Below are 20,795 nucleotides of genomic sequence, written 5' to 3' on the forward strand. Positions count from 1 at the left end.
TAAGGTCTCTGAGGAACGCAATTAGGAGTACGATTCCATGATCAGTATTATCGGCATTGCAGTCGTTTTCATCATGGTTTTGGGTGGTTACGCTCTTGCCGGTGGTAGTCTCGCCCCCATTATGAAAGCCCTGCCATTTGAGATGATCATCATTGGCGGATCCGGCGTAGGGGCATTTCTGCTGTCCAATGACGCCGCCGCAGTGAAACACACGCTCAAAGATCTGGGCAAAGTCTTCAAAGGCACAAAATGGCAGCCACAGGACTATCAGGATCTGCTGTGTTTGCTCTTTGAGCTCATACGATTAGCCAGAAAAAATCCGGTCGCCATTGAAGAGCACATCGAAAACCCTGAAGAGTCTTCGATCTTCCAACGCTATCCAAAAATTCAGGCTGACAAAGAAGCCGTGAATCTGATTTCCGACACCATGCGCTCTGCATCGATGAACTACGATGACCCGCATCAGGTGGAGGAAGTGCTGGAAAAGCGCATCGAGGCCAATTTTCACCACGCCATGCATTCCCCGCATGCTTTGCAATCTCTGGCTGACGCCCTGCCCGCACTGGGCATCGTGGCCGCGGTTTTGGGTGTGATTAAAACCATGGGCTCTATCGATCAGCCACCGGAAGTTCTGGGTAAGATGATTGGCGGCGCGCTTGTAGGCACCTTCCTCGGCGTTTTCTTGGCCTATGGTCTGGTCGGTCCTTTTGCCTCCAAAATCAAAGGCATCGTAGAAGAAGACGCGCATTTTTATCAGTTGATCCGCGAAGTCTTGATCGCAAACCTGCACAACCACTCTCCCAATATCTGTATCGAAGTTGGTCGCCAAAACACGCCCGCTCACAACAGACCGCAATTTGCGGAATTGGAAGAAGCTCTTAAAGAAGTGAAGAAAGAAGCAGCATGAAACCACTCCTGCTGGCCCTACCGATTGTTGCAGCCGCTACGACGGCACAGGCACAGGATGTGCTCTTCCGGTCCGGGGAGCATGAGGATTTCACACGGCTGGTGGCAACTTTGCCATCAGCTGATACCGATTGGACAATCACCGGTCGCGGCACCACTTATCGGATCAAAATTGAGGGCGATGACCTCAATTTGCGAACCTCCCGCATTTTCGACCGCATCCCGCGGACGCGGCTGGCCAATGTGGTCACAGATGATCAGGCTGGCGAAGTGGAACTGCAACTTGCCTGCGACTGTCGCATTGTTTCAATTCCCTACAACGAGCGCTATGTGATTTTTGATATCCGCGAAGGCCTTCCGCCGGAGCAGGATGATCTGCCACAGATCCCGCTTTCTTTCGGGGAGGCCGTGCCCACCGAAGAGCCTCAGCGCATCTTCCGCTTTTCATCTCTGGAAGCCGCCAAGCCCGTCACAACTGCGCCCGTTCCAGAGCAGGAGCCCTCTCCCAAGCCTGACTTTTCCGGCCTTCTGGCACTGGAAAACTTCGTGACACGCAAAACCAATGTGACCGCGCTGCGTCAGGATCTGATCAAACAAGTGGACCGTGCCGCCACGCAGCGGCTTTTGGATGCACAACCTATTCCAGTGCTGCCAGACACTACGCCGACAGAGCTCGCCGCAGGTGAACAATTCAAAACACCAGGCGCATCTGTGGTCAAAACAGACCACGTGCCGCCGCAAGCCGCAATTGGTATGGACGGCAAAGATCTGAACATCGTCGCCTACAACGTGATCGACGAAGTGGGCCGCGACATCGCCGCCCTTTTGAGTGGCCAGCGAGGTGTCGGCACCTGTCTGCCCGATGCAGCCGTAAATATAGCATCGTGGAGTGGAGATCGGACCTTCATCGAAGAACTGGCCGCTTTGCGTCAAAATCTGGTGGGAGAGTTTGACCGGACCAACGACGAGGCTCTGGAACAGCTCGCCAAACTCTACATTCATTACACATTTGGCGCGGAAGCGCTGCAAGCACTGGATCTTCTGCCGAAATCGGGCCACAGCGACATTCTGGAAGCGATGGCCTTCATCGTTGATGGCGAGCCCTTGCCTGAAGAAGGTCACGCATTTGCCAATCAAGGCCATTGTTCCGGTCACGTCGCTCTCTGGGCCGCCCTTGCCGGAGAACCTCTGACAGGGGAAAGCGCCGCAAAAGGTGCGATGGACGGGCTGGCGGCCATGCCACGCCACCTGCGCGAATATCTCGGCCCCAAACTGAGCAATCACTTTGTGGAACAAGGCGACACCGAGAGCGCGACCTTGGTGCTAAACGCAATCGCCCGTGCCAATTCAACACCGGCGGCAAACTTTGACTTCGCCAAAGCAACGCTGGATGCGGAGATGGGAAAAACCGAAGAGGCCACCGAAGCCTTGACAGAGCTCGCCACTGAAAATTCCGACATGGCAACACTGGCAATCATTGATCTCGTGGATTCTCATCTACAACAGGGTGTTGCCCCTGCCTCAGACACCATCGCACTGGTGGGCGCACTTGCGGTTGAACACAAAGGCGGGGCCATGGGGCCATCACTGCGCCGCGCGCACGCTTTGGCGCGGATGTTGGATAAGGACTTCGAAACAGCCTTTGCCATCGTGGCGGAAATCGAAGACCGTGATGGCGCAGAACACGCGGTGGAGATTCGCAACCGTCTGGCCAATGCTGTGATCGAACACTCCGAAGATTTTGACATTATTTCCTATACCTTGGCTCAGAAGCTTTCTGAGCCAGGACGCATCAAACCCGACACAGCTCTTGCTTTGGCACATAAGCTCTTTGATCTGGGCTTTGTGGGGGAAACACGCCGCCTGCTACAAGCTGCGCAAAATGCAAGCGCAAATGACAAGAAGCGTCTTCTGAAAGCCCGCGTGGCACTGGCTGATGCGCTTCCGCGGCGCGCGGAAGCTGAACTGATGGGCATGGATAGCCCAGAGGCCAATCGGCTGCGCGCAAAGGCACGTTCCTTGTCAGGTGATCATGAAATAGCGGCAAGCCTGCTTGCGGAGCTGGGCGATGAGGCCGAAGCCGAAGCCGAAAACTGGCTCGGCGGCAATCTACAGGCCCTGGCCGCCTCAGAAACCGAAGTTTATCGTCAAGCCTCCACGCTCTTCGCAGAGCAAACTGAGGGCACGGCTGAGGGAGAAGACCCGCTTGAGCGCGTGACCCAAGGCATGCTGTCAGAAAACCGCTCCCTGTTGGAAGGCAGCTCCGAAATCCGCAGTGTGGTGGATGAGATTCTGAACTGGCACACACTTTCAGACCCCTCATCCTGATTACCTTCTCACCAATAGGGTGACCGTCGGTTACCAAATGTAAAGAAACGCCCGATAGCTTGAACCCAAACTGGGGCAGAAAGCTATCGGTATGATAAAACAGAACGTTTTCAGAGCGTTGCGATTCTTTATGCGCGACTCTCTGAAGTCCTTTTCACGGCTGGGATCCTTGACGCTGGCCTGCGTCATCCTCGGAGATGGATCTCAAGCAGCGTCGGCCAGTGGTGGCGGGCCTGAAACCTGTGATCGCGTGGCCCGTATCGTTGCCAATGAAACCGGCGTGCCCGCCAATGTCCTGCTTGCCATCACCCGAACAGAAACCGGACGTCGCTCAAATGGGGTTCTGGCGCCATGGCCGTGGACGGTTAATATGGAAGGCAAGGGCGTCTGGTTCAACTCCAGACAAGAGGCGCTGAACTACGCCAAAAGCCATTTCAAAGCGGGTGCTCGGAGTTTTGATGTTGGGTGTTTTCAGCTGAACTATCGCTGGCACGGCCAAAACTTCACTGACATCGAACATATGTTCGAACCCATCGCCAATGCACGTTACGCTGCCGATTTTCTCTCACGCCTCTATGCGGAGACCAACAATTGGCATGATGCCGCCGCCGCATACCATTCTCGCACACCGAAATACGCTGAAAAGTACAAAGCGCGTTTCAAGAAAATCATCGCTAACTTGCCGGATCCTGGCGCCATGCCCGTGACACCGGCCCGTAAAACCAAACCGCTCGTGCGCACGGCCACCGTTGTGCACGAAAATAATTTTCCGCTTCTGCAGCGCGGACAAAGCGCAGGCGTGATGGGGTCCCTGGTCCCGCGCTCCTCCGGTTCCGCACGCCCTTTCCTCGCCAATGGAGGCTGATCTGTGACCCCGCAAACGATCAAAACACTCTTCAGCCCAACCATTTTGTTGGCGCTGGCCTTGATGGCGATCATCGTCATGATGATCCTGCCCATGCCCTCCTGGGTTTTGGACATCGGACTGGCCGGGTCTTTCGCTCTGGCCATCCTGATCTTTACCGTGACGCTCTTCATTGAACGCCCGCTCGATTTCTCCGCCTTCCCAACCATCCTGCTGGCCTCACTGATGCTGCGGCTGTCGCTCAACGTGTCCTCCACCAAACTGATCATTGGTCAGGGTCATACCGGCACCAATGCCGCAGGGGATGTGATCGAAGGCTTCGCCAATTTCGTCATGGGCGGCAGCGTCTTTCTGGGCCTTGTGGTATTCTGTGTGCTGCTGATCGTGAACTTCATGGTCATCAACAAAGGCGCGACGCGTATGGCCGAAGTTGGCGCGCGCTTTGCCCTTGATGGGATGCCCGGCAAACAGCTCGCCATCGACAGCGATATGTCCGCAGGCGCGATCGACCACGCCGAGGCCAAAGCCCGCCGTGAGCGCGAGCAACAGGAGACCACCTTCTTCGGTTCCCTTGATGGTGCCTCGAAATTTGTAAAGGGCGATGCAGTTGCCGGCCTTTTGATCACCCTGCTCAATTTGGTCATGGGATTGATTATGGGCGCGGCCGTACATGGCATGCCCCTTGGACAGGCCTTTGAAACATACGCCATCCTGACTGTTGGTGATGGACTCGTCACGCAGATCCCGGCGGTTATCATCTCTATCGCATCGGCGCTTTTGCTGGCCCGTGGCGGCACCACTGGATCCACCGATCTCACGCTGATGAAGCAACTGGGCAATTACCCTCCTGCCATCGCAACCGTGGCGGTTCTTATGGTGCTCTTTGCATTGGTTCCCGGCCTCCCATTCATCCCGTTTATTGCAGGCGGGGCCACCCTGGGCGCGGCCGCCTACTACCTGCAACGCAATAAAAAACAGGAAAGCGACCTGCCTGAGCTGGAAGAAGAAGCCCCTGTACTGCCAAGGGACAAGCCTATCGGGGACGTGCTGGATCTCGACGACATCCATGTGGAATTCGCCACAGATCTGGTCAATATGGTGTTGGATCCCGGTGCCGGGCTGGATGCGCGGATCACAAACATGCGCACCCATGTGGCCTCGACATTTGGGTTGATTCTGCCCGAAATCCGTCTGACGGACGAACCCTCTCTGCCCAATGGCACCTACACCATCCGCATTCAAGGCGTAGAGCAGGTGCGCGACCGGCTTGAGCCCGAAAAGGTTCTGGCCCTTGCCGGTGACACACCTGATGCCCTGCCGTTTGGAGAGGATGTCTCTGAGCCGGTCTATGGCGCACCCGCGCGCTGGATTGACAGCAAAGCTCAGGAGCAGGCCGCTCTCTCTGGAATCACGATTGTCACCCCGGGCGAAGTGCTGGCCACGCACCTGCTGGAAACCATCAAGATGAATTTCGGCCGCCTGCTGACCTTCAAGGCCCTGCGTCGCATTCTTGATGAAATGGTCAACCTCTCTGACCCCATCCGCGCCGAAGCCAACCGCCGCATGATGGATGAATTTGTACCAGACAAAGTGCCGCTGGATCTGCTGCATCGCATCCTGCGCATGCTGCTGGATGAACAAGTCTCCATCCGCAACATTCCCCTAATTCTGGAGTCCATCGCCGAGGCACGCCATGTCAGCGTCATGCCGGATGCGATCTGTGAACATGTGCGCCAGCGGCTGGGCTTCCAGCTCATTTCCGATCTCAAACGCGAAGATGGCACCATTCCGCTCGTACAATTGGCACCAGAATGGGAAGACACATTTGCCACCTATCAAATTGATGGCGAGGCGGGAGGCATGGATGTTGCATTGCCACCTGATGTCTTCAACTCGCTGGCACAATCCATCGCCGACCGCATGTCAGAAGCCGGCAACAGCGGAATTTTTGCTGCCCTCGTGACCTCCACGCGACGTCGGCGCTTTCTGCGCACCGTGCTCAGTGCAAAGGGCATCACAAATCCGGTTCTTTCCTTCGAAGAGATCGGCTTGGATGCCCGCCCCTCTCTGGTTGGAGTGGTCACTGCCTGATGGAAAACGCCCTCGCCGTCCTAAACATCACCGAAGCCGTGCTCTGGCACGGCTTTCTGGTGTTCTTGCGCGTGGGCGCGGCGGTCTCTGTCTTGCCCGCCTTTGGCGAAACATCTGTTCCGCCACGTGTCAAAATCGGTCTGGCGGTGGCCTTTACTGCCATCGTGGCCCCTGCGGTGCCAACGTTTGAAACCATTCCACCCAGTTTTCATGCGGTCGCGCGCTACACCGTCACCGAAGGGCTGACCGGGCTGCTGATCGGTGTCAGCATTCGTATGTTTGTCATGGCGCTGCAGACCGCTGGCACGATTGCCGGTCAATCCACCTCATTGGCACAGCTTCTGGGCGGGGCCTCCGGTGAGCCTCTGCCCGCCATTGGCAATGTTTTGGTCCTGGCTGGGCTCGCGCTCGCCGTCACAATGGGGCTGCATGTCTATGTCGCCCGTTATCTGATTGGCTCCTATATCATTTTCCCCGCAGGTGTTTTCCCGGTGGTCGAAGTCATGACGGAATGGGGCGTGCCACAGGTTTCTGCTGCTTTTTCCATGGCCTTCCGGCTGGCCGCGCCCTTTGTGATCATTTCCGCGCTCTACAATCTGATGCTGGGCGTCATCAACCGCGCCATGCCACAGCTGATGGTGGCCTTTGTTGGTGCGCCCCTGATCACCGCTGGCGGTCTTTTCATTCTGTTTCTTGTCGCGCCCGCACTTTTGACCCTGTGGTGGGGCGCTTTGCAAAGCTTCATGATCAACCCGATTGAGGGCCTGAGATGAGCGGACAAGAAGACGACAGCGAAAAGTTCTATGAGCCGACGCAGCACAAGCTGGATGAGGCGCGCAAGAAAGGCGAAATCGCCAAATCCATGGATGTGTCGGTGGCGGCAAGCTATCTGGGCATCACCTTGGCCTTCATTGCCGTTGGCGCGGGCACCATTTCCGCGGCAGGCAACGGGCTCATGGTGCTTCTGGATCAGGCCGACTCGCTTGCGCCTCTGGTGTTTGAAGGGAACCCGTCCACACCGCTCGGCGGCATCATGTTGGAAACCATCACCGCCATTTCCCCCTGGTTTGCCGTGCCCATGATTGCGGTAATCCTGAGCATTCTGGCTCAAAACGCATTCCTTGTGACACCCTCCAAACTGCAACCCAAGTTATCGCGCATCAATCCGATATCAAACGCCAAGAACAAATACGGCCGCAATGGATTGTTTGAGTTTGCCAAAAGCTTCACCAAACTGGTGACCTATTCGATTTGCCTAGGTTTCTTTTTAAAATTCCGCATGGCCGAAATGGCTTCCGCCATTCAGCTCGATGCGATGATGGTCCCAGCCCTGCTTGGCCGTTTGATGCTGGAGTTCTTGATGATCGTTATCATCGTCTCCGCCATCATCGCCACCATCGACTACTTCTGGCAGCGCGCCGAACACATTCGCAAGAACATGATGACGCGCAAAGAAATGACCGACGAGCAGAAGGAGTCCGAAGGCGATCCACATATGAAACAACACCGCCGTCAGAAGGGGCAGGAAATTGCCATGAACCAGATGCTGGCCGATGTTCCGGACGCTGATGTGATTGTTGTGAACCCAACCCATTATGCCGTTGCTCTGAAATGGTCCCGCCTGCCGGGTGAAGCGCCGGTTTGCGTGGCCAAAGGTGTGGATGAGATCGCCGCGCGCATTCGCGAAGTTGCACAAGAGGCGGCGGTGCCAATCCACAGAGATCCGCCAACCGCCCGCGCGCTGCATGCGGTTGTTGAAATCGGACAGGAGATTCCGTCTGATCAATACCGCTCCGTGGCCGCAGCCATCCGGTTTGCAGATGCAATGCGCAAACGTGCGAAAGGCATGGTATGACACAAGACCTCAAAGACCTGAACGTGATCACACAGGCGCGCTACCAAAAAGCACAGGCAGAAATGCAAGCGATTCAGGCAGAGGAGAATAAGCTGCGTGGCCTGCTCAGTGACCTGGCGGATCAGGAAAAATCCAGCCGTGACACCATGCAAACAGACGCCACGTTGCGTCTCACCGGCGGTGACTTGGCCTGGAACAATTGGATCGGGCGCAACCGCAAGATCCTCAATCAGCAGCTGGCCAATGTGCTTGTGCGCAAAGAGATGGCTTTTCAGGAACTTCAAAAACACTTTGGCAAAGCTGATGTGATGGAAAAGCTCCTGAAAGAGGCTGAGCTGACACGCCTGCAAACCCGTCGCACGCAACAAGTCACTTCCATTCTGGAAACCAAATTGAGCTTTGGATAAAAAAGCGCTCCACAAACATGTGGAGCGCAACAGGTTTTCTACAGTTTCACCGTAGGCAATCGCGCTTTCTGCGCGCTATGTTATGTCCCGGTTTACGGGACATCTTGACGTGTGATCTGAATAATCAACACGTCGGAAATTTCGTCTCCATACACGTTCTGAGCCACTTCCAAGAAGGTGCGACGCAGGGGCTCCAGCTTGCTGGAATTGGTGAAAGCGCCATGGAAACCACCCGCATTGGCATGGTCAAACATCGTCTGCAAAAGCGCGCCGCGAATTCTTGGCTCCGCTTGATAGATGGATTCGCGTTCACCTGAGTCCACTTCAAGGGTCAAGGTGACCAGAATAAGCGATGACACCGCATCATCATCCACCACTGGAATGATGAACTGATCGTTCAGATCCACATATTCACGTCCGCTTGGCGGGCCCTCTTCCTTAGAGGGCTTTTCCGTCTTGGTGGCGGCTTTTTCATCAGTCTCTGCCATATGTTCTTCGGCGGGAGGCGGCGTAGGCTCCGGGCGCAGTGCCAGCCCAGCCCCAACGCCACCGCCAACACCTACAAGAAGCAGAATTATAGGGAGTAGTTTTTTCATTCCTGGCCTCGATCAGAACGGCAGAACAGCATCAAGAACCTGCTGTCCCACACGTGGCTGTTGCATATCGGTAATCTGACCCCGCCCGCCATAAGACACACGCGCAGACGCTATTTTGTCGAAGGTGATTTCGTTCTGGCGGGACACATCTTCAGAGCGCACATAGCCTGACACCAGCAGTTCACGCAGCTCAAAGTTCACCCGCAATTCTTGGGTACCTTGAATGGCCAGAACCCCGTTTGGTAGAACATCCACCACCGTTGCGGCCACCCGAAGCGTCAACTTTTCACTACGTTTGACAGACCCATCACCGCTGCTTTTGCTGTCCGAGCTCAGATCCACAAGCGGATCCGTGGTAGCTCCATCCGGCAGCTTGCTGTTCAACCGCTGTGGCAGACCAATCAATTGCGGCACGCTCAACGTCTCTGACCCGCTGCGATTGCGCTCGCTCTCATTGTCGATCTGCGCCTTTTCATCCACTTCAATCACAACGGTCAGGATGTCCCCCCGCGACGCGGCGCGGCGATCCCCCAAAAGCGACTGTCGATTGCGGCTCCATAGCGAAGCCGTATCCGAACGACGGGAAACGCTGGCCTGCGTGGGCAGCGGCGGATTCATCATCGCATAGTGCTCTTGATTGTTGGTTGTCGGGGTAAAACTCGGCGCTTTGCCAATGTGATCTGTCCGGGCACAGCCGGACAGTGCCAGCGCAGATAGTACAAGAAGAGCAGAAATAAATCGCACGATTCTTTCCCTTTAGTTTGAGACTTTGACACTGCCATCAGGCAGCACAATGCCGGTCACGGTGGTACGCGAATTCAGGTTCATCACCCGCAGACGTTCTCCCTCACCGGCGCGGGCCAGCGAACGACCTTCGGTTTCTATGGTGAGCCCAGATGTGTTGAACTTCAGCAGGACGATCTGATTGCGTTCGACCAAGGCCGGCGCGCCAACATCGCCAATGCGCACAGGCCGCCCCGGATAGAGCACTTTGCGCGCTTCCAGGCCAATCACGGCCTCCAGATCGCTGTGCACACCGGCAACATCGCCTTTTTTGAGCCCCACTGCGCCCGGCTCGATGATCGTATTGGCGCGAATGGTCGTGGTCGCGACCACAATTTCCGCCCATGCTGGCGCGGCCATACAAAGAGAGATGAGAAACAGAAGGGCCTTTTTCATATCAACGCACCTGCGACGTGGCGGCCATCATCTGGTCGGCGGCCGTGATCACTTTGGCATTCAACTCATACCCGCGCTGTGCCTCAATCAACTCGGTCACCTCGCGCACCGCATCCACAGAGCTGTCTTCCAGATACCCCTGACGCAGGGTGCCCAGCCCATCTTCCCCGGGTGAAGAAACGGTGGGCGCACCGGAGGCCTCGGTCTCAAGGAACATATTGCTGCCAATCGCCTCTAGGCCTTTGGCATTGGCAAAGCTGGCCATGGTGAACTGTCCCAGCAACTCCGCATCAGGACTGTCCCGGAAGAAGGCATAAACCTCACCGTCGCCATTGATGGAAATGCTGGTCGCATCTTCTGGAATGGTGATTTCCGGCGCAACAGGATAGCCATCTGAGGTCACAATCAGCCCATCGGCACTGCGCTTAAGCCCCCCATCACGGGTATAGGCGGATTGGCCAGACGGCATGGTGACTTCCAGATAGCCCTTGCCTTCAATGGCAACATCCAGATCCCCGCCCGTGTTGGACAGGGAGCCCTGTTCCAGTTGCACGGAAATCGCCGAAGGACGCACCCCCAGACCGACCTGAATACCGGTGGGCAAAACAGAGCCATCCGCAGAGCTGATCGCCCCGGCGCGTGAGACCTGCTGATAGTGCAGATCGGCAAATTCGGCGCGCCGCGCATTATAGCCAGTGGTCGACATATTGGCGAGGTTGTTGGAAATGGTCTCAACGCGCAATTGCTGTGCGCTCATACCGGTGGCTGCAATCGTCAGGGCACGCATGTTGGTATCCTCTCGTTATCGGACAAAGGTTTTAACAGCGTCGCGAATGCGGCTGTGTTCGTTTTCAAGAAAGGTTTGCCCCATCTCATAGGCGCGCTGCACATCAATCATGCGCGCCATTTGCAAGATAGGATCCACATTGGAGCTCTCCAGAAATCCCTGAAGCACGCGCCCCTCTTCTACCGGCTCAACACCATCTGGCGCGTCAAACAAAACTCCGGTTTCCCGCTTCAGATCCAACGGGTTGGTCGGACGATAGAGACCAATCTGCGCAAAGGGCTGCCCGTCAACACTGAACGTGCCATCAGAAGACACATCCACGCTTTTGGCATCTGGAGGAATGAAAATTGGCGCGCCACCCCCATCCAAAACCAGATGGCCGTCCATGTTGACCAGATCGCCATTCTCATTTGGGGTAAAGGCACCTGCACGCGTCAGCCGCTCGCCCTCTGGTGTCTGAACCATAAAGAAACCGGTGCCTTCGATGGCAAAATCAAATGATCCGCCGGTTTTCTTAAGTGCCCCTTGGCTGAGCAATGTGGTCTGCACATTGGCTGTCGCCATGGAGATACTTTCCGTACCCGGCGCAGACTTGATAAATTCCGAAAAAGTAATGCCACCGGCGCGATACCCTGTGGTTGCGGCATTGGCGATGTTATTTGCCAGAACCGTCATTTCCCGCTTCAGGCCCGATTGGCGGGTCAATGTTGTGTAACCTGCGTTATCCATATTAGCCTCCGGCGACTAAGGGTATGATTTGATTTTGAAAAAATGCGACAAGTGACTGGCTCATGAACCCCATGGTGGCCCAGAAGACGATGACAATCGAAAGCACCTTTGGCACGAACGTCAGTGTCATTTCCTGGATGGAGGTGAGCGCCTGGAACAAGCCAACGGCGACACCTGAAATCAGAGCCACGGCGAGGATCGGCGTGGAAATCATCACGGCGACCCAGAGCCCCTGGCGCAGAGTGTCAAAGAAGATGGCTTGATCAAGCATCAGACCGGCATGCGCAGGATTTCTTGATAGGCTTCCACAACCTTGTTGCGCACGGTCACAGCGGTTTCCACCGCCAGCTCTGTCTGTGCCAGAGCTTGAACCAAAGTGTGCGGATCTGCTTTGCTGGTCATGGCCTGCATGGACACTTGCTCACTCTCTTGCAGAGTGGTTGCAAAGTCTTTTGCAAGCCCAAGCAAGACGTTGCCGCCCTGCCCGTTTTCGGCCGGCCCTGTTGCCGGTTTGGAGGCCGTGTATTTCTGTGCGGCCAGTACTGTGCGGACATCCATTCTGGGTCTCCTAGGCTAAGTTTACTTTCTCAAGAGTTCCATCAAAGAGGACGACATCTGTCGGGTTTGATCGAACATTTTTAGATTGGCTTCGTAGCTACGCTGCGCTTCGCGCGCGTCTGCGATCTCGATGATCATGTCGACATTGGAACTGAAATAGTTGCCGGTCGCATCTGCCATCGGGTGCGATGGATCGAAGACTTTGGTGCCTTCACTGCGATCCAACTGAACGGGGCCAACCATGACACTGCCGTCACGCGCCCCTGTATCCGCTTCAAAACGAACGGTTTTACGCTGATACCCTGGGGTATCGGCGTTGGCTATGTTCTCCGAAACGTGGCGCAGGCGCGCGGCCTGTGCGCGCAGGCCAGAGGAGGTGATGCTTAATGCAGAGCCGAGATCACTCATTTGTCTGGGACTTTCTGTCTTATCGTCCAAGCGCGGTGCGCAGGACAGTCAGCGATGATTTGTAAATCGCCATGGAGCGGTCGTGCTGGCGCTTGACCTCAACCGCCTTCAGCATTTCCTCTTCCAGCGACACGCTGTTGCCGTTGGGAGATACTTCTGCGGTAGTGAGGGTTGGGTTCAGCGCGGAAGCTTCCAGGCTGTGGCCATGATGGCCGGAACGGGTTGCGCGCATCGTTTTGGCGCTGCCATCATTGCGAAACACCTCTTTGAAAGGCGTGATGTCCTGCGCTTGATAACCAGGCGTATCTGCATTTGCCATATTTTGAGACACAACGACCTGACGGGTCGCAGCGTGCTGAGCCATGGCGTGTGCCGTTTTAAAGACATCCAACGATTTGAACATCGGGGTTTCTCCCTCGAACAACTTAAATCAAGGCTTAACCCTGATTCCTTTAGAAAGTGTTTCGTAGGTAGATTGGAGAAACCAATGAACGCTTTGGAGCTAGAATGCCTGGGCGCGGAACTTGAAAGAGTACGCCCAATCAAAGACATAGGTCGTGTATGCGCGGTCGAAGGGAACCTTTTGCGCGTGCGCGGGCTCAACACTGTTGCACGAATCGGAGATTTGCTCCGTGTGCAGCTTCACGAGGGGCAGGAAATCTCTGGTGAGGTGATCCAGCTGCACGGCAAAGACATCACCATGTTGCCCGATAATGCTCCTGACGGAGTCTCCATAGGAGATCCCGTTTCTTTGCGGGATCAAATCGGAATCGCTCCTGCGAATTCCTGGGTCGGGCGAATTATTGACCCCTATGGTAACCCTTTGGATGGAAAGCCCCTTTTGCGGGGCAGTGAGGTTCGCCCACTCAAATCAAGCCCACCACCGCCCGCCGCGCGCCGGGCGTTGGGGGATCGCCTCGAAACCGGCATGTCCGTGTTCAATACCATGCTGCCCATCGTCAAAGGGCAACGGATCGGCCTGTTTGCGGGCTCTGGCGTCGGCAAATCAAGCCTGATGGGGCAGTTTGCGCGCCATATGACCGGCGACATCGCAGTCATCGCCCTGATCGGGGAGCGGGGGCGCGAATTGCGTGAGTTTGTCGAGCATGTTCTGGGGCCTGAAGGGCTGGCACGGTCGGTGGTGATCGCCGCCACGTCGGATCAGTCACCGCTTGTACGCAGGCGTTGCGCGCTGGCGGCCATGACCGTGGCAGAGCACTTTCGAGATCAGGGCAAGCATGTGATTTTCATGGCAGATTCGATCACGCGATTCGCTGAAGCCCACCGGGAAGTGGCCGTTGCCTCTGGCGAAATGCCTGCCTTGCGCGGCTATCCGCCCTCAACCTCTCATATGATTATGTCCCTCTGTGAACGGGCTGGCCCGGGAATGGACGGACAAGGGGACATCACCGGTATTTTCAGCGTGCTTGTCGCCGGCTCTGACATGGATGAACCCATCGCAGATATCTTGCGCGGTGTTCTGGATGGGCATGTTGTGCTTGATCGCAAGATTGCGGAGCGCGGGCGCTATCCGGCAGTTGACCTGTTGCGTTCTGTCTCCCGAAGCCTGCCGCATTGCGCCAAAGATACTGAAAACGCAGCGATTTCTGAGGCACGCCGCCTGCTGGGGGCTTATGAGCAATCCGCTACCATGATCCGCGCCGGGCTTTACACGTCAGGCTCCGACCCGCTTCTGGATGTGGCCATTGCCGCCTGGCCAGAGCTTGACACCTATCTCGCAGACAGCACCAGCCCCTCTATTGAGAATGCCTTTGCCAAGCTGACCCTGCTGCTGCGGCGGGCCGGATCACGCGGCGTCTGAAACCCAAAAGGCGCGCTCCTCACAGCGCGCCTTCAAACCAAAATATAGCGTCAGTATCCTGTCGGTATCACATCTGTATCCCGTCGGTTTCCCATCGGGCAAACGTCCGTAAATTTACTGCGGATCAACCGGCGAATTTTGCTCAGTATGACAGAAGCGTCAAAGCAATCTGGCCAGAGCTGGCCACAGAGACATTGCCGATTTCCGACATCAACAGAAACCGCTCCACAATCGCTTCGCGCGTATCGGTGCCGACGAACTGGGAAATCTCGCCATTGCCAGTCAAATCTTCCAGACGCTCGCGGAAAGTATCCAGCTGTTTGTCCAGATCCAGCGATCCAAATTCGGTCGGCAGGCCAAAGGCGGTTTCAAACACCTTGCGCAGGGGCGGGTTGCCCATAACCGTGAACCAGTTAGTATTGTCACTCTGACCAGAGAGGGCAATGTCATCCAGCTCGCGCATGGCATTCATAGCAAATCGCAGATTTTCATCCTGATTGCCAACCGCGGTCTCAAACTGGCGCGCAAGGTAATCTTCTTTGATGTTTTCCACAAAACTCGGTGTCTTGTGCCAGGGCCCGCCAAGATCACCAAAACCAAAGGCTTCGGAAAATTCTCGATAGCGTTTGTCGGCCAGTCGATTGGACAGCGCATCATCCGCCTGCGTGCCATCGGAGAGGATTTTCTGCACAAAGAACTTGTTGTTCAGATCATCATCCAGCCCATACGCGCCCAGCGCCACGCGCAACAGCCGACGGTCGTTCACCAGGTCTTCCGCGCTCTCCACCTTACCGATGTTTTCGGCAAAATAGTCAAGATCGCGTTGCACCACGGCAGAGTTTTCAAACGCAGTTGTCTGCGTTTCCATGGTCCGCTGCATAAAGTTCCATGCAACAAGACCACTGCCTACGACAATCGGCTGATAGGTCATTGGCGTGCCACCGCCATCAAGCGCTCCTCACGCGGCAGAAGTGCGCGCAGAGCTTTCAGGCCCTGATAGTGCCGGCCCCCAATCACCGCTTCGGTGGCAAGGCCGATTTGGCGCCGGCTGTCCGGATCGGTGAACACCTGGCTCAGATCCTCAATATGGCGCAGCAGGGTGCGTTCCACTTCATCGGCATCCGTATCACCAGACAGAACCAGTTGCAGGGAATAACAGGCACGGCGCACCGGCGTGTTGGCTTCTTCAGGGTGAATGGCATCCCGAAGACGCAGAATATTTGCATTTGGGGTCATGATGGAGAGACGAGACCGGCGATCGCCGTTTTCAATCACTGCTCCATTGACCAGAACCCGCTCTTTGGGGCTCAATTTGAGAACAAGGCCGCTCATGCTGCTGCTGCTCCGCTTCGAAGACCGCGCAAGATGGCGGTGTTGACTTCAAGAAGGGGGCGTACATTGGCGTCGCCCGCCAGCACCTTGGTGCTATGATGATCTGTAAACTCGGCTAGATAGAAAATCTGGGCACGCAGCTCTTTGGGCAATTCATTGTCCGCATCAACCACCATCGTGGCGAGCAGGTTCCAAAGCTGGCGATTTTCATGAATGGCTTCTGCCAATGCCGGAAATCCGCGTTTTTTGCCCTTTTTGGCCGCTTCCTTCAGTTTGTGCGTGATGCGTGCAATCACATCATACTCGAGTTTCCCCGCTGTTCTGGTTGGTGCAGAAGCTTGACTGTATGCCTTTTTGGCAAGAACGTTTGGGGTCACGTCAGAATTCCCTGAAAAGTAGAGCGGTCGGGCGATTTAATGGAGGGAGTGAGGGCGCGCGCGGCGCCCCCACCCAGATCCATTAACGGAAGAGGGACAGCAGCTGCTGTGGACCCTGGTTCGCAATAGACAGCGACTGTGTCGCCAACTGCTGCTGAACCTGAAGTGCCTGCAGACGTGCAGAAGTTTCTTCCATATCCGCATCAACCAGAGAGCCGATACCGGATTTCATGGAGTCGGTCAGTTTGGACACGAAGTCATTCTGAGTACTGATGCGATTTTCAACAGTACCAAACGCAGCACCAGCATCGATGGTGTTCTGGATCATGCCCTCAATTGCAGACAGAGCAGAAGTCGCGCCCGAGCCAGAGGAAATGTCGATCGTGTCAAGACCTGCAAGTCCACCCGCAGCCGCGTTCTGGTAGGAACCACTAATAGACAATGCTTCAGTGCTGTTGTTTTCAAAAGAAAGCTGTCCAGCAGCGGCAGGATCATAGGTGACTTCGAAGTTCGCGATACCAAGCTCGTCAATTGCAGACTTAAGACCAGTTGCGACCATATCAATGGTGTTAGCAACAAGATCACCCGCTTGCAGAGTATAGCTTGCAGATTGGTCACCAATTGCAAGGGTAATGGTATCTCCAGCAGCCCAAGCGTTAGTACCATCTTGAAGCAAGATGTCGTTTGTTCCGCCACCCTCAGCCAGAGACAAAGAGAACTGATCTTCCGCAGCACTGATGTTTGTGCCAGCAGTGGTTGCACCAGCAGCAAAAATATCATTTGCGACATAGCCAGTACGTGTCAAAGACTGTGCAGCAACGGTGATGTTAGATGCTGTCACGGTACCGCTTGCGTCACGGTCAAGCGAAGACAGAACGTTGGTTTGGGTTACAGAACCGTCAACCAGGTTCAAACCGTTGAACTGCGCAGCGCCTACAACAGAACCAATTTGGTTGCGGAGTTCGACAACTTCGGACTGCAGTTTGTCACGGTCCACGTTGTCGCCTGTTGCAGAGATTACACGGTCTTTGATCTGACCCAGAAGGTCATTCACCGTCTCAGTTGCTTGACGGGCTACGGCAACAGTAGATTCACCCAGAGACAGGCTCTCGGAGATAGCTTTAAAGCCGCTTACGTCAGATTCCATGGTTTTGGAGATGGCCCAAACAGCTGCGTTCTGCTTGGCGTTGTCCACTTTTTTACCGGTGGAGATCATGCCCTGAGTCTCGGACAGGCTTGCGTTCACGGATTTCAGGGTTTGCAGCGCAACCATTGCGCCGTTGTTTGTCAGAAGGCTGGTCATGGCTTTCCTATATCTCTTTTCATATGGCGCTTTTGCGCCGGGTTGTATTTTGCGCCCCTCTCTATGGAGGCGCTCCTGAACGTCGTTCTGACATTTACCTTCTGTCCGTTTGGACTGGTGCCACTCCGTCTGGAGCGCGGGATCAACATGGCGGGAGAAGTGCTAAGGCTTTCCTAAACGCCCCTCTCCCAGTTACTCGCATTTCACTAAAACTTGAGAGAGTTGAATTTACGCTCTCTTTTCAACGCGTTGGCCGGAGGTCAATTGAACCGCCTGGCGTTGACCGTTGTTGTTGTATGTTTCCAGAGAGGTGCGCACACGGCGCAGGGTGCCCATACGTTCTGTGGTGGCACGCAGCCCGTTCTGGCTTGATTCCAACAAAGACTGATTGCGCACAAACAAATGCTGCAACGGTTCCAGCGCCTCCGCCTCAAGCGGGATTTCTTCGTGCTGAGCTTCCAGATCTTCAAACAGCGATTCTTTGCGCTCCAGCAGATCAGGCAGCGCCTCAAGGTCACCTTTAAGGAGCGCCTGACGCTCTTCTTCCAGCAGGGTTTCCAGCGAATCGAGCAGGGTAATTTCGATCTCTTCAGACATTTGCGCGCTCCTTTAGGGCGTTGAAGAAAGCTTCGGACAGGCCAATGCCGCCCGCATCCACCATGGCGCGGGCCTGCTCTTGGCGCAGGAAGGAGGAGAATTGTTCTTCGCCAGCACCGCCGCCGAAGCTTTCACGGGATTTTCCAAAGCCCGCAGATTTCAACATTTCCGCCAAAAAGGTGGTTTCCAGTTCCCGCGCCGCTTCGCGCAGAGTGTCCTCTCTTGCGGAGGGAAGCGGCTGAACCGGTGGTGCGGCAGGCGCAACAGGGGCCGTGTGTGTGAGCATTTCTTGCCTCGCAGGTTGTGTATATTTTTGAGTTGTGACCGAGGACGGTAAAGAAGTGGTAAGGATGATTCCGGTAGAGGACTCCCAGTGGAAGAATTCCCGGAGGTCCCATGATCAACCTGCCTTTTGCGACGACTCAGCCCTCCCCAGCGGAGGTGGCTGCCCCAAAAAAACACGTCTCTCCGCGACGGGAAGACAGTGATTTTTCAGATATTTACGACGATGTAGATCGCGAAGACACACGCCCATCCGGCGATGTGAATGATGCGCGTTCAACAGACGACACCCCTTCCGAAGATACCGCCGACAGTGGCGATTCGACTACGCCCCGTGAGGGACGGCCTGATGGGGAAACCACGGAAAACGACGCGCCCCAAGATGCCGATTTTGCGGCGACTGAGGTGGCCGAAGCGTCAACAGAAGATACAGAGCCAGCGCTGCGCAGTGAGGAGCGCCGCGCACCGACCGGCACCAGCGAGAACGCCGCCATGCTGCGCCTTGATGGTCAAACCGGACGCCAAGCCGCAACCTCAGCCAGCACAGAGGGCGACACGCGGCAAAGCGAGCCTCAGATCGTCACCAAGACGGACAAGCCCGTTGTTCAGGACATCGACACCGGCCCACAGCCTGCGCCCAAGGGGGATGTTGAGAAACTCCAGCGTGTTGCGGAGGCCGAAGAGGGCCTGGATCCCATGCAGGTGACCGTGCGCAACAAGACCGCACAAACAGCCACAACCGCCACGCAGGCGCTGGCCGCCGCCGCACCTGTGCAGACCGGCGCCGAACGCCGTGGCCTCATCCAACCTGTAGCAGAGGTTCCAGCAGCGGAGACCGTGGAGGTCAAACCAGACACGTCCGCCCCCACTGGGCCAACAGCAACACAACAGATGCAGGCCAAGGCCATCGTCGAGCAGGTGCAGGCCGGTGTGCAGCCCATTCAGCTCAAAACCGCAGAAGTCAGCACATTACAAACGGTCGATTCGGCCCTGGCAGCCGCCATCGAAGAAAGCAGCGCACGCAGCATATTGAGCCCGCAAGAGGCCGTGTCTCAGGCCCGTCTGGCCAACAGCGCACCGAATCCAGCCTATGTCGTGCGTCAAATCGCCGATGCGGTGAAAATGTCTGACAAGAGCCTGATCGAGCTGGCCATGGATCCCCCGGAGCTTGGCAAAGTGCGTATGTCTTTGTCGGAATCCTCCGGTGTGATGACCGTGTCAATTGCCGCAGAGAATCAGGCGACCACCGAGTTGATGCGTCGCCATATTGATATGCTGCGCAAAGACTTCATGGAGATGGGCTACGAAAACGTCTCCTTCTCTTTTGAGCAGAACAGCAGCGATTCCTCTCAGCAGAACGCACAATCAGGCGGCAGTTTAGGCAATGGTGCCGGCATGGCGCAGGCTGACGGCGCACCGCTCATTGATCCCGACATGATCGCCTCCCAACAGGCCGCCGCGACCACCCTGCCCGGTGGCGGCATCGACATCAGACTCTAGGAGAACCCTATGAACACCATCGCTCCGACAAATTCGAGCACCGCACAGGCTGCGAATCAGGCCCGCGCCGCTGCCGCCGAAGAGGCGCAGAATGAAGGCGTGCTGTCGTCAGATTTTGAAACCTTCCTGAACATGCTCTCTGTGCAGATGAAGAATCAGGATCCGCTCAATCCGACCGATTCCACCGAATTTGCCAGCCAGCTTGCGCAATTCTCCACAGTTGAACAGCAGACGCTGACAAACAAATTGCTGCAAAACATGAGCTCCCAGTTCACGTCCAACGACCTCAGCAGCCTGTCGACCTGGGTGGGCATGGAAGCGCGTGTCGCAGCCCCAGCAAACTTCTCCGGCTCTGCAATTGAAGTGGCCCCCAATGCCAATACCAGCGCGGATTCGGCCTTCCTGATTGTGCGGGATTCCGATGGCACTGAAGTTCAACGCTATGCCATTGATCCGAAGAAGGGCTCTGTGACCTGGTCCGGCATTGATGATGCGGGCAATGTTTTTGAGGACGGTCTCTATACATTTGTCACAGAGAGCTACGCCAACGGTGAAAAGCTCGATTCGGTTTATGCAGATACCTATGCCCGCGTCAGCGAGGCGCGCATGACTGACAAAGGCGTTATGCTGTCCACAGCGGATGGCATTGAGTTCGCCTCTGATGATGTGATCGCATTGCGCGAGCCTCAGGCAAGCTGAGCCTTGCCTCCTCTCCCGGCGTGAACTAGCGTCGCGGCGCTCTGAAAAAGGACCGCCGCGCTGCCCACCCTGCCTGACATTCCACCGCCTTCGGTGCTTTCAAAGCTTGCTCTGGCGTTGCCGGATCGAGCCAAGCCTGAGGCTTGGTCTGCGCTGTTTGGCGGGCGCACCAAT

At 56.0% G+C, this 20,795-nt stretch carries 25 protein-coding genes; 10 read left to right on the forward strand and 15 right to left on the reverse strand.

Translation table 11 applies throughout. The features are described from left to right. Nucleotides 1-37: 37 nt before the first annotated feature. The 7 genes from motA (at nucleotide 38) to SHM7688_RS03895 (ending at nucleotide 8,452) form a co-directional block, all read left to right on the forward strand. Nucleotides 38-907, forward strand: a complete 870-nt coding sequence (motA, locus tag SHM7688_RS03865) for a flagellar motor stator protein MotA (protein WP_058238668.1) — start codon at nucleotides 38-40, stop codon at nucleotides 905-907. Beyond that, nucleotides 904-3,234: a hypothetical protein gene (locus tag SHM7688_RS03870; protein ID WP_058238669.1), complete on the forward strand. Its 2,331-nt coding sequence runs from the start codon at nucleotides 904-906 to the stop codon at nucleotides 3,232-3,234. Before motA ends, SHM7688_RS03870 begins: the two co-directional genes overlap by 4 nt. A gap of 130 nt (nucleotides 3,235-3,364) precedes the next feature. Then, the gene (locus tag SHM7688_RS03875) at nucleotides 3,365-4,099 is read left to right on the forward strand and encodes a transglycosylase SLT domain-containing protein (RefSeq protein ID WP_083498905.1); all 735 of its coding nucleotides are present in this window, start codon (nucleotides 3,365-3,367) and stop codon (nucleotides 4,097-4,099) included. A 63-nt stretch (nucleotides 4,100-4,162) separates the two neighbouring features. Beyond that, complete coding sequence (gene flhA, locus SHM7688_RS03880; protein WP_058238995.1) at nucleotides 4,163-6,190, forward strand: flagellar biosynthesis protein FlhA; 2,028 nt, start codon at nucleotides 4,163-4,165, stop codon at nucleotides 6,188-6,190. Next, complete coding sequence (locus tag SHM7688_RS03885; protein ID WP_058238670.1) at nucleotides 6,190-6,963, forward strand: flagellar biosynthetic protein FliR; 774 nt, start codon at nucleotides 6,190-6,192, stop codon at nucleotides 6,961-6,963. Before flhA ends, SHM7688_RS03885 begins: the two co-directional genes overlap by 1 nt. After that, nucleotides 6,960-8,045 carry an EscU/YscU/HrcU family type III secretion system export apparatus switch protein gene (locus SHM7688_RS03890; protein WP_058238671.1) on the forward strand — a complete coding sequence of 362 codons (1,086 nt, stop codon included), beginning with the start codon at nucleotides 6,960-6,962 and terminating at the stop codon, nucleotides 8,043-8,045. Before SHM7688_RS03885 ends, SHM7688_RS03890 begins: the two co-directional genes overlap by 4 nt. Continuing rightward, the gene (locus SHM7688_RS03895) at nucleotides 8,042-8,452 is read left to right on the forward strand and encodes a hypothetical protein (RefSeq protein WP_058238672.1); all 411 of its coding nucleotides are present in this window, start codon (nucleotides 8,042-8,044) and stop codon (nucleotides 8,450-8,452) included. Before SHM7688_RS03890 ends, SHM7688_RS03895 begins: the two co-directional genes overlap by 4 nt. Before the next feature lie 92 nt (nucleotides 8,453-8,544). Here the strand turns inward: SHM7688_RS03895 and SHM7688_RS03900 are convergent, their stop codons facing one another. From SHM7688_RS03900 to SHM7688_RS03940, 9 genes are read right to left on the reverse strand one after another with little or no spacing between them, the layout of a single operon-like run. Beyond that, nucleotides 8,545-9,048 (reverse strand): flagellar basal body-associated FliL family protein, encoded by a 504-nt coding sequence (locus tag SHM7688_RS03900; RefSeq protein ID WP_058238673.1) that lies wholly within the window; start codon nucleotides 9,046-9,048, stop codon nucleotides 8,545-8,547. Nucleotides 9,049-9,060: 12 nt separating this feature from the next. Next, nucleotides 9,061-9,792, reverse strand: a complete 732-nt coding sequence (gene flgH, locus SHM7688_RS03905) for a flagellar basal body L-ring protein FlgH (RefSeq protein WP_058238674.1) — start codon at nucleotides 9,790-9,792, stop codon at nucleotides 9,061-9,063. Between the two features lie 12 nt (nucleotides 9,793-9,804). After that, nucleotides 9,805-10,227, reverse strand: coding sequence for a flagellar basal body P-ring formation chaperone FlgA (flgA, locus tag SHM7688_RS03910; protein WP_058238675.1), 423 nt, complete (start codon nucleotides 10,225-10,227; stop codon nucleotides 9,805-9,807). A gap of 1 nt (nucleotide 10,228) precedes the next feature. Then, nucleotides 10,229-11,014 carry a flagellar basal-body rod protein FlgG gene (gene flgG / locus SHM7688_RS03915; protein WP_058238676.1) on the reverse strand — a complete coding sequence of 262 codons (786 nt, stop codon included), beginning with the start codon at nucleotides 11,012-11,014 and terminating at the stop codon, nucleotides 10,229-10,231. Between the two features lie 15 nt (nucleotides 11,015-11,029). Beyond that, nucleotides 11,030-11,743: a flagellar hook-basal body complex protein gene (locus SHM7688_RS03920; RefSeq protein ID WP_058238677.1), complete on the reverse strand. Its 714-nt coding sequence runs from the start codon at nucleotides 11,741-11,743 to the stop codon at nucleotides 11,030-11,032. A 1-nt stretch (nucleotide 11,744) separates the two neighbouring features. Continuing rightward, nucleotides 11,745-12,014: a flagellar biosynthetic protein FliQ gene (locus SHM7688_RS03925; RefSeq protein WP_058238678.1), complete on the reverse strand. Its 270-nt coding sequence runs from the start codon at nucleotides 12,012-12,014 to the stop codon at nucleotides 11,745-11,747. After that, nucleotides 12,014-12,301, reverse strand: coding sequence for a flagellar hook-basal body complex protein FliE (gene fliE / locus SHM7688_RS03930; RefSeq protein WP_058238679.1), 288 nt, complete (start codon nucleotides 12,299-12,301; stop codon nucleotides 12,014-12,016). The genes SHM7688_RS03925 and fliE overlap by 1 nt, the downstream gene beginning before the upstream one ends. A 21-nt stretch (nucleotides 12,302-12,322) precedes the next feature. Then, on the reverse strand, nucleotides 12,323-12,709 hold the full coding sequence (gene flgC / locus SHM7688_RS03935; RefSeq protein ID WP_058238680.1) for a flagellar basal body rod protein FlgC: 387 nt from the start codon (nucleotides 12,707-12,709) through the stop codon (nucleotides 12,323-12,325). Nucleotides 12,710-12,728: 19 nt separating this feature from the next. Next, nucleotides 12,729-13,112 (reverse strand): FlgB family protein, encoded by a 384-nt coding sequence (locus SHM7688_RS03940; RefSeq protein WP_058238681.1) that lies wholly within the window; start codon nucleotides 13,110-13,112, stop codon nucleotides 12,729-12,731. Between the two features lie 84 nt (nucleotides 13,113-13,196). Here SHM7688_RS03940 and SHM7688_RS03945 point away from each other — a divergent pair, with 84 nt between their 5' ends. Continuing rightward, on the forward strand, nucleotides 13,197-14,531 hold the full coding sequence (locus SHM7688_RS03945; RefSeq protein WP_058238682.1) for a FliI/YscN family ATPase: 1,335 nt from the start codon (nucleotides 13,197-13,199) through the stop codon (nucleotides 14,529-14,531). Between the two features lie 142 nt (nucleotides 14,532-14,673). Here SHM7688_RS03945 and SHM7688_RS03950 read toward each other — a convergent pair whose 3' ends face one another. From SHM7688_RS03950 to SHM7688_RS03975, 6 genes are all read right to left on the reverse strand, one after another. Next, nucleotides 14,674-15,462: a DUF1217 domain-containing protein gene (locus tag SHM7688_RS03950; protein WP_058238683.1), complete on the reverse strand. Its 789-nt coding sequence runs from the start codon at nucleotides 15,460-15,462 to the stop codon at nucleotides 14,674-14,676. Then, nucleotides 15,459-15,863: a flagellar biosynthesis repressor FlbT gene (gene flbT / locus SHM7688_RS03955; protein ID WP_058238684.1), complete on the reverse strand. Its 405-nt coding sequence runs from the start codon at nucleotides 15,861-15,863 to the stop codon at nucleotides 15,459-15,461. Before flbT ends, SHM7688_RS03950 begins: the two co-directional genes overlap by 4 nt. Then, complete coding sequence (gene flaF / locus SHM7688_RS03960; protein ID WP_058238685.1) at nucleotides 15,860-16,240, reverse strand: flagellar biosynthesis regulator FlaF; 381 nt, start codon at nucleotides 16,238-16,240, stop codon at nucleotides 15,860-15,862. The genes flbT and flaF overlap by 4 nt, the downstream gene beginning before the upstream one ends. A gap of 82 nt (nucleotides 16,241-16,322) precedes the next feature. Next, nucleotides 16,323-17,543, reverse strand: coding sequence for a flagellin N-terminal helical domain-containing protein (locus SHM7688_RS03965; protein WP_058238686.1), 1,221 nt, complete (start codon nucleotides 17,541-17,543; stop codon nucleotides 16,323-16,325). 228 nt (nucleotides 17,544-17,771) lie between these two features. Then, nucleotides 17,772-18,140: a flagellar export chaperone FlgN gene (gene flgN, locus SHM7688_RS03970; protein ID WP_058238687.1), complete on the reverse strand. Its 369-nt coding sequence runs from the start codon at nucleotides 18,138-18,140 to the stop codon at nucleotides 17,772-17,774. Then, nucleotides 18,133-18,426: a rod-binding protein gene (locus SHM7688_RS03975; RefSeq protein WP_058238688.1), complete on the reverse strand. Its 294-nt coding sequence runs from the start codon at nucleotides 18,424-18,426 to the stop codon at nucleotides 18,133-18,135. Before SHM7688_RS03975 ends, flgN begins: the two co-directional genes overlap by 8 nt. Nucleotides 18,427-18,536: 110 nt before the next feature. Here SHM7688_RS03975 and SHM7688_RS03980 point away from each other — a divergent pair, with 110 nt between their 5' ends. Both SHM7688_RS03980 and SHM7688_RS03985 read left to right on the forward strand, forming a co-directional pair. Continuing rightward, nucleotides 18,537-19,922 (forward strand): flagellar hook-length control protein FliK, encoded by a 1,386-nt coding sequence (locus SHM7688_RS03980; RefSeq protein WP_058238689.1) that lies wholly within the window; start codon nucleotides 18,537-18,539, stop codon nucleotides 19,920-19,922. 9 nt (nucleotides 19,923-19,931) lie between these two features. Continuing rightward, nucleotides 19,932-20,621: a flagellar hook capping FlgD N-terminal domain-containing protein gene (locus SHM7688_RS03985; RefSeq protein ID WP_058238690.1), complete on the forward strand. Its 690-nt coding sequence runs from the start codon at nucleotides 19,932-19,934 to the stop codon at nucleotides 20,619-20,621. Nucleotides 20,622-20,795 lie beyond the last annotated feature (174 nt).

Source organism: Shimia marina (genome assembly GCF_001458175.1).
In the GTDB taxonomy this organism is placed as follows: Bacteria; Pseudomonadota; Alphaproteobacteria; order Rhodobacterales; family Rhodobacteraceae; genus Shimia; species Shimia marina.